The organism is Haemophilus sputorum CCUG 13788 (genome assembly GCF_000238795.1).
Taxonomy (GTDB): Bacteria; Pseudomonadota; Gammaproteobacteria; order Enterobacterales; family Pasteurellaceae; genus Haemophilus_A; species Haemophilus_A sputorum.
In genome coordinates this window covers 191,518-205,168 of sequence record NZ_AFNK01000031.1, presented here as the reverse complement: position 1 = coordinate 205,168, position 13,651 = coordinate 191,518, and the positions used below count along the sequence as shown (strand labels likewise).

Here is a 13,651-nt window from a genome sequence, read left to right as displayed (position 1 = left end):
AAACTATGGCTATCGTTAAATGTAAGCCGACCTCCGCTGGTCGTCGTCATGTAGTTAAAGTTGTTAATGCAGAACTTCACAAAGGGAAACCTTTTGCAGCACTTTTAGATACTAAATCTAAAACTGGTGGTCGCAACAACTTAGGTCGTATTACCACTCGTCATATCGGTGGTGGTCATAAACAACACTATCGTTTAATCGATTTCAAACGTAATAAGTTAGAAATCCCAGCGGTAGTTGAGCGTTTAGAGTACGATCCAAACCGTTCTGCTAACATCGCGTTAGTTCTTTATAAAGATGGTGAACGTCGTTATATCTTAGCACCAAAAGGTTTATCTGCTGGTGATACGATTCAAGCAGGCGCTTCAGCTCCAATTAAAGTTGGTAACGCATTACCTATGCGTAATATCCCAGTTGGTACAACTGTACACAACGTGGAATTAAAACCTGGTAAAGGTGGTCAAATTGCACGTTCTGCAGGCGCATATGTACAAATTATTGCTCGTGAAGGTAACTATGTAACTTTACGTCTTCGTTCAGGCGAAATGCGTAAAGTCTTAGCTGAGTGTACTGCAACCATCGGTGAAGTAGGTAACTCAGAACATATGCTTCGCGTACTTGGTAAAGCAGGTGCTAACCGCTGGAGAGGCGTTCGCCCAACAGTTCGTGGTACTGCAATGAACCCAGTAGACCACCCACATGGTGGTGGTGAAGGCCGTAACTTTGGTAAACATCCAGTTACACCTTGGGGCGTTCAAACCAAAGGTAAGAAAACTCGTCACAACAAACGTACTGATAAATACATCGTACGTCGTCGTGGCAAATAATTTTATTCATTAAAAAGAGGATAACCCATGCCACGTTCTCTCAAGAAGGGTCCTTTCCTTGACCTACACTTGTTGAAGAAGGTAGAGAAGGCGGTGGAAAGCGGGGATAAAAAACCAATTAAAACTTGGTCCCGTCGTTCAATGATCATTCCATCAATGATTGGTTTGACCATCGCAGTCCATAATGGTCGTCAGCACGTTCCAGTTTATGTATCAGACGAAATGATCGGTCATAAATTAGGTGAATTTGCACCGACTCGTACATACCGCGGTCATGCCGCAGATAAGAAAGCTAAGAAATAAGAGGTAAAAGATGGAAACTATTGCTAAACATCGTTACGCTCGTACTTCTGCCCAAAAAGCTCGCTTAGTTGCTGATTTAATTCGCGGTAAAAAAGTTTCTGTTGCATTAGAAATTTTAACTTTCACTAACAAAAAAGCAGCTGCTTTAGTTAAGAAAGTATTAGAATCCGCTATCGCAAACGCAGAGCACAATGACGGTGCAGATGTAGACGATCTTAAAGTTGCTAAGATTTTCGTTGATGAAGGTCCAAGCATGAAACGTGTTATGCCACGTGCGAAAGGTCGTGCAGATCGTATTTTAAAACGTACTAGCCACATCACTGTGGTTGTATCAGATCGTTAATCAGTAGGAGAATAACAATGGGTCAGAAAGTACATCCTAATGGTATTCGCCTTGGTATTGTTAAACCTTGGAACTCTACTTGGTTCGCGAATACACAAGATTTCGCTGATAATTTAGACGGCGATTTCAAAGTACGTAAATTCTTAAACAAAGAGTTAGCGAACGCTTCAGTATCTCGTATCACTATTGAACGTCCTGCAAAAAGCATTCGTGTAACTATCCACACAGCTCGTCCTGGTATCGTTATCGGTAAAAAAGGCGAAGATGTTGAAAAATTACGTAACGCAGTATCTAAAATTGCTGGCGTTCCTGCGCAAATCAACATTGCTGAAGTGAAAAAACCAGAGCTAGATGCAAAATTAGTTGCAGATAGCATCGCATCTCAACTTGAACGTCGTGTAATGTTCCGTCGTGCAATGAAACGTGCAGTGCAAAACGCAATGCGTTTAGGTGCTAAAGGTATCAAAGTTGAAGTTAGCGGTCGTTTAGGTGGTGCAGAAATTGCTCGCTCAGAATGGTATCGTGAAGGTCGTGTACCTCTACATACTCTTCGTGCGGACATCGATTATAACACTGCTGAAGCACACACAACTTACGGCGTAATCGGCGTTAAAGTGTGGATCTTCAAAGGTGAAGTTCTTGGTGGTATGGCTGCAGTGATTGAATCTGAAAAAGAACCAGCGGCACAGCCTAAAAAGGCGCCACGTGGCAAAGGTCGTAAATAAGGAGAATCACTGAATGTTACAACCAAAACGCACAAAATTCCGTAAAGTACACAAAGGCCGTAACCGTGGTATTGCGGGCGGTACTGAAGTGAGCTTCGGTACATTCGGTTTAAAAGCAGTTGGTCGTGGTCGTTTAACCGCACGTCAAATCGAAGCCGCTCGTCGTGCTATGACTCGTGCAGTAAAACGTCAAGGTAAAATCTGGATCCGCGTGTTCCCAGACAAACCAATTACTGAAAAACCATTAGAAGTCCGTATGGGTAAAGGTAAAGGTAACGTTGAGTACTGGGTAGCTTTAATCCAACCGGGTAAAGTATTATATGAAATGGATGGTGTTTCTGAAGAAGTCGCACGTAATGCATTTGCATTAGCAGCAGCGAAATTACCTATGAAAACCACATTTGTAACTAAGACGGTGATGTAATGAAAGCTCAAGAACTACGTAACAAAAATGTTGAAGAGCTGAATGCTGAGTTAGTAAACCTTTTAGGTGAACAATTCAAATTGCGTATGCAAGCAGCCACCGGTCAGCTTCAACAAACCCACCAGTTAAAACAAGTGCGTCGTAGTATTGCACAAGTTAAAACTGTATTAACCGAAAAGGCGGGTGAGTAATGACTGATAAAATTCGTACAGTACAAGGTAAAGTAATCAGCGACAAAATGGATAAATCATTTGTTGTTGCAATCGAACGCACGGTTAAACACCCGTTATACGGTAAATTTATCCGTCGTACGACTAAATTACACGTACACGATGAAAACAACGAAGCTAAATTAGGTGATGTAGTTGAAATTAAGGAATGTCGTCCTGTTTCAAAAACTAAATCACATACTTTAGTTCGTGTAGTAGAAAAAGCGATTGCTTAATTCTATCTAGCAAATTAAACAAGCGGTGTAATGCCGCTTGTTTTTTGCAAAAGGTTAAATATGTTAGCTAAAGCGGATTTTTATTTGCTTTAATTCTTGTTCAAAAAGCTATCTTTAACTTTACAAAGTAAATCAATTTCAGTAACATATTCGACCTATTTGCGGGTAACCGCGAACTTGATGGTGCTTAGCCTTTCTAAGCCTCATCTAAGACCGTAGGCGAGGGCGTAAGCTCTCTTAATTTAACCTACGTAGATGGTGAACAGACAGATTTTTCTGCTTCTGGACACCAGAGCCTCAAAAATATCGTGTAAGCGGTTTAATTTTTGGGATTTTTTGTAATTTCGCTTTTAAAGCGAAGTGTATCAGGAGCTAAAACCAATGGCATTAAATCTTCAAGACAAACAAGCAATTGTTGCTGAAGTAAACGAAGCTGCCAAAGGTGCCCTTTCAGCTGTTGTTGCGGATTCTCGTGGTGTAACAGTTGAGAAAATGACTGAATTACGTAAATCTGCACGTGAAGCAGGTGTAACTATGCGCGTGGTTCGTAATACTTTATTACGCCGTGCGGTAGAAGGCACTGAATTCGAATGTTTAGCAGAAACGTTCACCGGTCCAACTCTTATTGCATTCTCTAACGAACACCCAGGTGCAGCAGCACGTTTGTTCACTGAATTTGCAAAAACAAATAAAGAGTTTGAAATTAAAGGTGCAGCCTTTGAAGGTAAAACACAAGATGTTCAATTCTTGGCAACATTACCAACTTACGAAGAAGCAATTGCACGTTTAATGGGCACAATGAAAGAAGCGGCAGCTGGCAAACTTGCTCGCACGCTTGCAGCATTACGCGACAAATTAGAAGCAGAAGCGGCATAATTTTCCGCCGTTTTCTCAAATCGTTTAACTTATTTACTTTAGGAATTGATTGTTATGTCATTAACTAACGAACAAATCATTGAAGCTATCGCTTCTAAATCAGTATCAGAAATCGTTGAATTAATCTCTGCGATGGAAGAAAAATTCGGTGTTTCAGCAGCGGCAGCAGTAGCAGCAGCTCCAGCGGCAGGCGCAGCGGCAGTAGAAGAAAAAACTGAATTCGATGTAGTATTAGCAGATGCTGGTGCAAACAAAGTAGCAGTAATCAAAGCAGTACGTGGTGCAACAGGTTTAGGCTTAAAAGAAGCTAAAGACTTAGTAGAATCTGCACCAGCAGCATTAAAAGAAGGCATCTCTAAAGCAGAAGCTGAAGCTCTTAAAAAAGAATTAGAAGAAGCTGGCGCGAAAGTAGAAATCAAATAATTTTTGATTTAACTTTTAACCAATTCTTGGTTCTAGGAAAAGCCGATGAGTTATCTCATCGGCTTTTTCGTTTTTATTACCAGAACAAGCGGTTGTTTTTTATCAGGACTTTGCAAATCTTCTACAAGAGTATCGGAATCAAAAAGCCCGTACTTTACAGCACGGGCCAATGATGAGTGATTAGCTAATGTTAGATTTTAGAAAGCAGTTTTATAAATCTCTAAGATTTCTTCTGCTGTACAATCTCTTGGGTTTCCTCCAGTACATACATCGTTTAATGCATCTTGTGAAAGCGCAACTAAATCTTCCTCTTTAACACCAATCATATGTAATTTTTCTGGAATGCCAACATCATGCGAGAGTTGTTTTACTGCATCAATAGCAGCTTGACGATACTCTTCTTGGCTCATGTTATCAACGCCTTTAACGCCCATTGCGCGTGCAATTTCTCGGAATTTTTCACCTGTTGCCGGTGCATTGAATGCTAAAACATAAGGTAATAACACTGCATTTGCGATGCCGTGTGGTGTGTCATAGTAAGCTGAAAGAGGGTGAGCCATACTATGCACAATACCTAATCCCACATTTGAGAAGCCCATACCTGCGACATATTGACCGAGCGCCATACCTTCTCGGCCTTCTTTGGTATTAGCTACCGCACCACGTAGAGATTTAGAAATTAAGCGAATAGCTTCTAAATGTAAGGCATCGGTTAATGCCCATGCTGCTTTGGTGGTGTAGCCTTCAATGGCATGAGTTAATGCATCCATACCGGTTGCTGCAGTTAAACCTTTTGGCATACTTTCCATCATTTCTGGATCGACTAATGCAACAATTGGGACATCATGCACGTCAACACAAACGAATTTGCGTTTTTTCTCTTCATCAGTAATAACGTAGTTAATTGTCACTTCAGCTGCAGTACCTGCAGTAGTTGGAATAGCGATAATCGGTACACATTTATTACGCGTTGGCGCTACACCTTCGAGTGATAATACGTCACTAAATTCAGGGTTGTCGATAATAATCCCAATCGCTTTTGAGCTATCAATTGGTGAACCGCCACCAATAGCAATTAAGTAATCTGCGCCGCTAGCTTTAAATTTTTCTACGCCTTGCTTAATCACTTCTACGCTTGGATTAGCTTTGACTTCATCAAAGATCTCGTAAGGTAAGCCTGCTTCATCTAACAAGCGGGTAACTTTCTCAACAACTTTGAATTTTACTAATTCTTTGTCAGTTACGACAAAAGCTTTTTTGAATTGGCGACTGCGTACTTCATCAACAAGATGTCCAATCGCGCCTGCACCATGATAACTGGTTTCATTAAGAATGATTCGATTAGCCATAATAGACTCCATGATTTTACAAATTAAAGAAGAGGGTAAGATGGCACATCCTGTGCCATCAGAAATTTATTTTAAGACTTTCCAGCATCTGTAACCGTAGATAGTAATCACTACAAAACAGATAAGAGGTAAGATGAATGAGAAGTTTACAGCTGGGATGCCCATAATAACGCCTTGGTCAATGATCATACCTTGTAGTGGTGGCATTAACGCACCGCCCACAATCGCCATTACTAGACCTGCTGCACCTAAAGTTGACTCTTCTTTCAAGCCATCTAAAGCGATACCGTAGATAGTTGGGAACATGAGAGACATAAAGCCTGAAGTTAAGATTAAGCAATATAAGCCCCATACTCCGTCGATGAAAATGACACCTAAGATGCTGAAGAATCCGCCGATAGCAAAGAGCATTAACATAAATTCAGCTTTCAGATATTTCATTAAACTGGTGCTGACAAAACGGCTCACAATGAAGATACCCATCGCAATAATGTTAAAGTTTTGACCTTCCGCTTTAGTGAAACCTAAACGCTCAGCGTACTGTACGATGAATGTCCAGCACATGATTTGCACACCTACATAGAATACTTGCGCAATCACACCTTCACGATATTTCGCTTTTTGAATTAGGCGACCAAAAGATTCTTTAAATGAGATACGAGCAACTTCTTCTACTTTTACTGCTGGCATTTTATAAAGACCGATGATGACAAGCACGGCAACTACCACAAAACCTAGTGCTACATAAGGGTCACGAATTTCAGCTAAGTCATGAGTACGAATACCCATTTTTTCTGCTTCTGAAAGCGTATGGAAAATTAAGTTACCTGCAGCATCGCGTTTGTCTGATTCTAAATTAGTCAGTACTAATTGAGAGGCAACGAACATCCCTGTAATTGAGCCTAGTGGGTTGAAAGATTGTGCAAAGTTCAAACGACGAGTTGCAGTTTGTGGATCGCCCATAGCTAGAATATAAGGGTTTGCTGTGGTTTCTAAGAAAGCCAAGCCGAAAGTTAAGATATAAAGTGAAATTAAGAAGAAATTGAACACTTCATATTTCGCGGCAGGCCAGAATAAGAAGGCACCAATCGCATAGAGTACTAACCCCAACATAATGCCGGCTTTATAGCTATATCGGCTGGCAAAAAGTGCGGCAGGGATTGCCATTGTGCCGTAACCGCCATAGAAGGCAAATTGCACAAGTGCGGCTTCAGATGCTGGAATTTCCATTACTGTTTGGAATACGGCAACCATCGGGTTGGTAATATCATTAGCAAATCCCCATAGAGCAAATAAACTCGTAATTAAAATGAAGGGAACAAGATATTTCTTTTCTAAAACTTTGGTGCTCATAAGATTTTCCTTATATTAAGTAGATATGAACTGCCTTGGATTATTCTTCAATACGTAATCCGTAAGATTTAAATTTTTCAAGTACAACTGCCATTTGATCTTTGTTCAGAAGCGGAATTTCTAGACCAGTTGCTAAAAGTTGTAAATACCATGAAGCTAACACTTCAACTTCGTGAGCTAACCATAAGGCTTTATCAAGGTTTTCTTCACAAGCAATTAAACCGTGATGTGAAAGTAAAATAGCTTTGCTTTCTTTAATCCCTTCGCGGACATAATCTGCTAATTCATGGGTGCCGAAAGTAGCATAAGGTACGCAAGGAATATGATCTGTCCCACCAACTGCAATCATATAGTGGATTGGCGGAATCGGTTTTTCGAGAATAGAAAGCCCAGCACAGTTTCTAGCATGGTTGTGCACAACTGCATTCGCTTCAGGACGCGCTTGGTAAACCGCCAAATGGAATTGCCATTCGCTTGAAGGAAGTTTGCCTTCTTCATGTTTACCGTTATTATCTACGTAAACAATATCTTCTGGGCGAGTGAGTTCGTACGGTTTTCCTGTTGGTGTGATGAGCATACCGTCTTTATAACGTACGCTCACATTGCCTGCTGTGCCTTGGTTTAAACCAAGACGAGTCATTTCTAAACAGGTATGAATAATTTTTTCGGAAAGTTCTAGTCGGTTCATTTGATTCACCTTTTTATTGTAAGATTGGTAAAATTTCTAAGATTTGTGACCGCTTGTAGGGTTATTCCACAGGCGTAACGCCTTTCTTAATAATCACATTGCCATATTTGGCAGTTTCTCCTGTGATTACGACGGCATAAGTTTTTTTAGCACGCTCATAAAAAGCAAAGCGTTCGACGCGTTCTACTTTTGGTGCGGTACCGTTAATTTTTTTGATAGCTTCTAAATAACGAGCTTCTACGCTTGGATCGAGGCTATCGCCTTCTACCGCTTGCATCATTGCTAATGGTGCTTCAACGTATTGGTCGAATTCAAACAGCGGGGTAATGCCAAGCAATAAAGTTGAGATGTCAACACCATCAGCACGAATTACTTTGTGATGTAATTGATGCGCTGGAAAGTGAGCATCAGAAAGGACCAATTCGTCGCCATGTCCCATTTCTGCTAAGGTTTTTAGTAATTCTGGGGAAATCGCGGGGTGGATGCCTTTTAACATAGGGTGTCTCCTTTTATTATTTATCCGTAATATTGGCTGTTTTCTGAGGGCTCAACTCTTGTCACACTTGGTTTCATTGCCTGTTGTGCGGCTAATGGTGAGTCAAATTGCCCTGCACCGAAGAAAGTAAACATCGCTGCACCTAAAACCGTGGTTTCAGGGAAATCCACCACATCAATTGGGCAGTTAAGCACATCGGCACGAATTTGATTCCATAAAGCATTTTTAGAACCCCCACCCACGCAAATCAGGCTTTCAGCATTGAAGTTACCGACTTTTTGTAAAAGTTCTAGCCCGTTTTTCAAGCGGTGAGCCATGTACTCTAAGCCTGCGCGATAGATTTCTCCGCGTTGAGTATGCATAGACAGCCCAACGATAGAGCCCATTTGTTCGGTTGTTCCATCAAAATTGCCAATCAATCTCACGCCATTTGCGCCGGCTGGAATTGCTTTCGCTTCTTCTATCATGGTGCGGTAATAGGCATCCGTGCCTGCAACGTCGGCAAAGAAACGTTTGCCGAGCCATTCCATAATGCCAGATGCAACCCATTGCACACCTGGGTTGAAATAGCCTGCTTGGCTATCAAATTCAATGGTTAATCCATGTTGAGCAAATTGCCATTCAGGTTTAGCTTGTTGGGTACGAGCCATTAAGATTTCCCAAGTACCAGAGCTTAAAACAGGTTGATTGTAATCGGCACCTGAGCCCAAAATCGCAAATTGAGTGTCGTGTCCGCAAGAAATAACAGGGATGTCCGCATTTAAACCAAGTTCTGCGGCTAACTCTGTTTTTAATCCGCCAATCACTTCACCTGCACTTTTCATTGGTGGGAAATGTTGTTTGGTTAAGCCGAGCAGTGTTAAAACTTCACTATCCCAATCGTCCTGTTCAATGTTGGTCATCATCGATGTGCCAGCCATTGTACGGTCGGTACTTTGAATGCCCGTTAGGCGATATGTGAGGATGGAAGAAATAAACATAAAGCTTGAAGCTTTAGCATAAACTTCTGGCTGATGTTGTTTGAGCCAAAGTAATTTGAATAATGTGTTAAAGCTGTAATGCCCTACACCGTTGCGTTGATAAAGTTTTTCCACGTCAATATAGTTGGCGAGGTTGTTCATAATTGGCAAGGTACGTGGACATTTCCAGGAGATAATCGGGTAGAGCTGATAGCCATCTTTATCAAATAAAGCGCCATCTACGCCAAAGGTAGTCACGGAAATACCGACAATGTCCTGACGTTGTTCGTCAGATAATTCAGCTAAAGTTTTTTTAGCACAACAGAGAAGTTTTCCCCAAATTTCGTCAATATCCCAAATATGGAATTCTGCGCTTTCTGCGCCTGTTTGAGTGTTATTAGGTAGATGGTGGGCACTTAAAATTTTACCTGCATCATTGATGGCAATGGTGCGAAGATTGGTTGCGCCACAATCGAAGATAAATGCGATTGCCATGGTTATCTCCTAAAGTTTGAAAGGGATGCTACTTACCCCACTCTTTGAGTGTCGAGGAAGAGGGGAGATGTGGTAGAAGAAAATTCAACCTCATCGTTTAAGTAGCATCTTTTCAAATCTCCTCAAACCCCTCTTTTTTAAAGAGGGGTTTATTGAGGAAATTTGCAATTTATACGCAAATTCTTACCGCTTGCGTATTATTTATAAAGTGGGCCAAAGTTTTCACAAGCGCGATAATCTTGACCTTCTTTGTCTTGACCAAACATGTTCCATGCACTTGGACGGAAGACATCTTTTTCTTCCACGTTATGCATATTAACTGGAATACGAAGCATAGAAGCTAAGGTAATCAAGTCTGCACCAACGTGTCCGTAAGTTGCTACACAGTGGTTTGCACCCCAGTTTGCCATAACAGAATACACATCTTTGAATGCACCTTTACCATTTAGGCGAGGCACGAACCAAGTGGTTGGCCAAGTTTCATTGGTACGTTTATTTAAGATATCGTGTACATGTTCAGGTAACTCGATTGACCAACCTTCTGCAATTTGAAGAACAGGGCCTACACCTTTAACAAAGTTAATGCGGTGCATTGTAAATGGCATACCACCTTTGGTGAGGTATTGAGAAGATAAACCGCCCCCACGGAAGTATTCATACACAGCAGGGCACCAACGTGTATTTTCTAAACAACGTTTACCATCTTCTTCGGTCACTTCCCATGCTGGTTTGATAACAGGGTTACCATCTTTATCTTTGTGTTGACCAGTACCATCTAATGCTGCAGAACCAGAGTTGATTAAGTGAATGAAACCATTTTCTGGGCGCCAGCCGGTTACACGTTCTACTGAGTCTTCACTCCAGTAAGTACGTACGTCAGCAAAGATTTGAGCTTGACCGGTTAAAAGGTTACCGAACAACATATTTACTGCGTTTAAGCTGTCATTTTCAGTTGCAAGAATGTATGGAGGACGTACACCATTCCAGTCGTAAGTTGAGTTCAACATCGCTTCCATAAAGTCGCCATTTGGACGATGGTCTGTCCAATGACGTTGACCTTGGAAACCTGCTGCAATCGCATTGTGACCTAATGCTTCTTCGCCAAAGTTAAGTTCAGCAAGTTTTGGATTGCCTACCATTAAATCGCGCGCGATGATGGTCATTTTGACTAAAGTTTTACGTAACTCTGCTCTTTCTTCGGCATTCATTTGATTTTCTGGTGCGTTTACATCAACACCGTCAATGCAGTATTCGTTAGCCCATTTAAGTGCAAGTTCGTATTCTTCATGGTCGTAAATGCCACGGTCAATACGGCGGGTGATTTCAGACATGTCCACATATTCGTTGCGCATGCCTAAGTATTCTTGGAAGAATGGTTGGTTTACGATTGAGCCTGCAATACCCATCGAAACAGAACCAATTGAAAGATAAGATTTACCACGTAAAGTTGCCACAGCTAAAGCTGCACGAGCAAAGCGTAAGAGTTTTTCACGCACATCAGCTGGGATAGATTGATCATCAGCTTCTTGTACTTCGTGGCTATAAATTGAGAAAGCCGGTAAACCAAGTTGGTTATGGCCAGCAAGTGCTGCTGCTAAATAAACAGCACCTGGGCGTTCTGTACCGTTAAAGCCCCAAATCGCTTTTGGCGTATGAGGGTCCATATCAATTGTTTCAGAACCGTAGCACCAGCAAGGGGTTACAGTAATTACCGCGCCTACGTTTTCACGTTTAAATTTTTCAGCACAAGCAGCTGATTCTGCTACACCACCGATACAAGTATCGGCAATCACGCATTCCACGAAATCTCCATTAGTATGGCGGATTTCGCTGCTGATTAAATTTGCCACGGCTTTAGCCATGTTCATCGTTTGATCTTCGAGCGATTCACGCACCCCTAAACGGCGACCGTCAATGGTTGGGCGGATACCAATTTTTACTGGAGTTGATTTGAGAGTTGTCATAAAAAATTCTCCTGATTGGTTTTAAAAAAATAACTTCGTTGAAGTTTATTATTCACAATAAGAAAAGTTTTTGAATTAAAACGCCGTTTTGTGTTTGGATTTGTGAAACAGATCACAAATTTGACCGCTTGTAACGGGAAAACGTGGAAAACTAAATGCCCGTTTGGGAATAGATACAACCAAAACGGGCATTTGTGTTTTTTATAGGATATTTTTGGTTACCAAATGATGTTTGTGTGAGATTGGTATTTGTCTAAAAGTGTACTTTCCATCGGTAAATCGGTAAACAAAGCATCCACTTCTGCTAAATCACATAGCTTAAAGACATCTTTGCGTTCAATTTTAGAATGATCGGCAACGAGAAATTTTTGTTTGCTCATTGACAACATTTTGCGTTTAAAAGAGAGGTTAATTTGATTGGATTCCCAAATGGCACCTTCAAAAATACCCGTGCAAGAAAAAATTGCCATATCAATATGGAGTCGAGAAAAAAGATGTTCCGCAAATGGGCCATAAAAAGCATCAAACTTTTCTGAATAAATGCCTCCCGTTGCAATGGTTTCAATATGCGGTTTGTGCGCGAGGGTGTGAATAATGCGCATGGAACTGGTAATCACTTTACATGGTACATTTGGTAAACGTTGTGCAATGTTCCAAGCCGTTGAGCTGGCATCAAGCACTAAAACGGCATCTTCAAAAACTTTTTCGCGAATGAGTTCAGCAATATGTTTTTTTCCATCGTGATGAGATTTTCTTCGAGTAGAAAATGATTGTCCGATATTCTGATTTTGCAAGCTCATTGCGCCACCATGGGTACGGTAGAGTTTATTCTGCTCAGCCAGTTTATTTAAATCACGGCGAATGGTTTCAATCGACACGCCTAAATTTTCGGCTAGCTCCATTGAGCCTGCTTCCTCAAATTCATTTAAATAGCGCAAAATTAAGGCATGTCTTTTTTCCATATGGTTTCCTGTTGTTCATTACATAATGGTAAGTTTTGCCAAAAATCTGACCGCTTGTCGAGCGGCAAAACGTAAATTTGGGAACGCGATCACAAAATAGTGATAATATCACTGCACAAAAAAACGGCGATTAAGGTGTGGGTGGGAACTTCATTTGGGCTTGCCAGTCTTATCATGCAGTTTTTTCATTGAGCATTATGTTGCTGATAATGCTTGCATACTCTATTTCAACCCTACATAAGGAATTTAAAATGAAAACATTCAAATCTCTTCTTGCTTTAGGCATGGCAGTCGCATTTTCATCTTCTGCATTTGCGCAAACAACTGATGCAGTAGGTGCATTAAAAGAATCCGCGAAAACATCAATTAACAACGAAATTTCAAGCCAAAAAGCGAGTGCAACCTCTGCAGTTAATAGCAAAGTGAGCAGCGTGAAAGAAAATGTCAGCGCAGTGAAAACCGCAGGAACAGAAAAAGTGACAGCAGCACAAGCAAACGTCACTGAAAAAGCGAGCGCGGCAAAAGCACAAGTGACTGACAAAGTGACAGCAACTAAAGCTCAAGCGACAGAAAAAGTAGCGGCAACTAAAGCACAAGCAGCTGAAAAAGTCACTGCAACCAAAGCGACAGCAGCGCAAAAAACAGAAAATGCAGCGACTAAAGTAAAAGCATCTTCTAAAGTGAACATCAATAAAGCAGATGAAAAAACCTTACAATCATTAAGCAGTATTGGTGAAGCGAAAGCAAAAGCAATCGTAGAATATCGTAATAAAGTTGGCAAAATTAAATCGGCAGAAGAGTTATCTAAAATCTCAGGCATCGGCGATGCGACGGTTGAAAAAATTGCGCCATATTTAACTTTCTAAGTTAAAAACGAGATAAAGCCTCTCAAGCGGTTCATTTTTCGCAGAAATTTGCAAAGTTTCTGCTAAATTTGACCGCTTTTTTACATTTTGGCATTGAGTTTTTATTTTTAAGCCTCATATCAGCCGAGTCTTTCAACTAATACAACAAAAAGG

General features: G+C 41.1%; 17 protein-coding genes. 10 read left to right on the top strand and 7 right to left on the bottom strand.

Annotated features, from left to right (window positions below):
- Window positions 1–5: 5 nt before the first annotated feature.
- From rplB to rplL, 9 genes are all read left to right on the top strand, one after another.
- A complete protein-coding gene (gene rplB / locus HSP_RS0104455) occupies window positions 6–827 on the top strand; it encodes a 50S ribosomal protein L2 (RefSeq protein ID WP_007526110.1) in 822 nt (273 codons plus the stop codon).
- A gap of 27 nt (window positions 828–854) precedes the next feature.
- Complete coding sequence (gene rpsS / locus HSP_RS0104450; protein WP_005539416.1) at window positions 855–1,130, top strand: 30S ribosomal protein S19; 276 nt, start codon at window positions 855–857, stop codon at window positions 1,128–1,130.
- Between the two features lie 10 nt (window positions 1,131–1,140).
- Window positions 1,141–1,473: a 50S ribosomal protein L22 gene (gene rplV / locus HSP_RS0104445; RefSeq protein ID WP_007526132.1), complete on the top strand. Its 333-nt coding sequence runs from the start codon at window positions 1,141–1,143 to the stop codon at window positions 1,471–1,473.
- A gap of 17 nt (window positions 1,474–1,490) precedes the next feature.
- A complete protein-coding gene (rpsC, locus tag HSP_RS0104440; RefSeq protein WP_007526115.1) occupies window positions 1,491–2,198 on the top strand; it encodes a 30S ribosomal protein S3 in 708 nt (235 codons plus the stop codon).
- Between the two features lie 13 nt (window positions 2,199–2,211).
- A complete protein-coding gene (rplP, locus tag HSP_RS0104435) occupies window positions 2,212–2,622 on the top strand; it encodes a 50S ribosomal protein L16 (protein ID WP_007526149.1) in 411 nt (136 codons plus the stop codon).
- Window positions 2,622–2,813, top strand: coding sequence for a 50S ribosomal protein L29 (rpmC, locus tag HSP_RS0104430; protein ID WP_005706394.1), 192 nt, complete (start codon window positions 2,622–2,624; stop codon window positions 2,811–2,813). The genes rplP and rpmC overlap by 1 nt, the downstream gene beginning before the upstream one ends.
- A complete protein-coding gene (gene rpsQ, locus HSP_RS0104425) occupies window positions 2,813–3,067 on the top strand; it encodes a 30S ribosomal protein S17 (protein WP_007526161.1) in 255 nt (84 codons plus the stop codon). Before rpmC ends, rpsQ begins: the two co-directional genes overlap by 1 nt.
- Before the next feature lie 381 nt (window positions 3,068–3,448).
- Window positions 3,449–3,943: a 50S ribosomal protein L10 gene (gene rplJ, locus HSP_RS0104420; RefSeq protein WP_007526136.1), complete on the top strand. Its 495-nt coding sequence runs from the start codon at window positions 3,449–3,451 to the stop codon at window positions 3,941–3,943.
- A gap of 54 nt (window positions 3,944–3,997) precedes the next feature.
- Entirely contained in the window at window positions 3,998–4,366 is a 369-nt protein-coding gene (gene rplL / locus HSP_RS0104415) for a 50S ribosomal protein L7/L12 (protein ID WP_007526124.1), read from the top strand.
- Window positions 4,367–4,563: 197 nt separating this feature from the next.
- Here the strand turns inward: rplL and fucO are convergent, their stop codons facing one another.
- From fucO to HSP_RS0104380, 7 genes are all read right to left on the bottom strand, one after another.
- Window positions 4,564–5,715: a lactaldehyde reductase gene (gene fucO / locus HSP_RS0104410; RefSeq protein ID WP_007526160.1), complete on the bottom strand. Its 1,152-nt coding sequence runs from the start codon at window positions 5,713–5,715 to the stop codon at window positions 4,564–4,566.
- A 66-nt stretch (window positions 5,716–5,781) separates the two neighbouring features.
- Entirely contained in the window at window positions 5,782–7,068 is a 1,287-nt protein-coding gene (gene fucP / locus HSP_RS0104405; protein ID WP_007526119.1) for an L-fucose:H+ symporter permease, read from the bottom strand.
- 40 nt (window positions 7,069–7,108) lie between these two features.
- Window positions 7,109–7,756 carry an L-fuculose-phosphate aldolase gene (fucA, locus tag HSP_RS0104400; protein WP_007526130.1) on the bottom strand — a complete coding sequence of 216 codons (648 nt, stop codon included), beginning with the start codon at window positions 7,754–7,756 and terminating at the stop codon, window positions 7,109–7,111.
- A 61-nt stretch (window positions 7,757–7,817) separates the two neighbouring features.
- A complete protein-coding gene (fucU, locus tag HSP_RS0104395) occupies window positions 7,818–8,252 on the bottom strand; it encodes an L-fucose mutarotase (RefSeq protein ID WP_007526144.1) in 435 nt (144 codons plus the stop codon).
- A gap of 20 nt (window positions 8,253–8,272) precedes the next feature.
- Window positions 8,273–9,706, bottom strand: a complete 1,434-nt coding sequence (gene fucK / locus HSP_RS0104390; protein WP_007526158.1) for an L-fuculokinase — start codon at window positions 9,704–9,706, stop codon at window positions 8,273–8,275.
- A gap of 197 nt (window positions 9,707–9,903) precedes the next feature.
- Complete coding sequence (fucI, locus tag HSP_RS0104385; RefSeq protein ID WP_007526145.1) at window positions 9,904–11,670, bottom strand: L-fucose isomerase; 1,767 nt, start codon at window positions 11,668–11,670, stop codon at window positions 9,904–9,906.
- 218 nt (window positions 11,671–11,888) lie between these two features.
- Window positions 11,889–12,632, bottom strand: a complete 744-nt coding sequence (locus tag HSP_RS0104380) for a DeoR/GlpR family DNA-binding transcription regulator (RefSeq protein WP_007526156.1) — start codon at window positions 12,630–12,632, stop codon at window positions 11,889–11,891.
- A 251-nt stretch (window positions 12,633–12,883) separates the two neighbouring features.
- Here HSP_RS0104380 and HSP_RS0104375 point away from each other — a divergent pair, with 251 nt between their 5' ends.
- Window positions 12,884–13,498 (top strand): ComEA family DNA-binding protein, encoded by a 615-nt coding sequence (locus HSP_RS0104375; protein WP_010129006.1) that lies wholly within the window; start codon window positions 12,884–12,886, stop codon window positions 13,496–13,498.
- The last annotated feature ends 153 nt before the right edge of the window (window positions 13,499–13,651 follow it).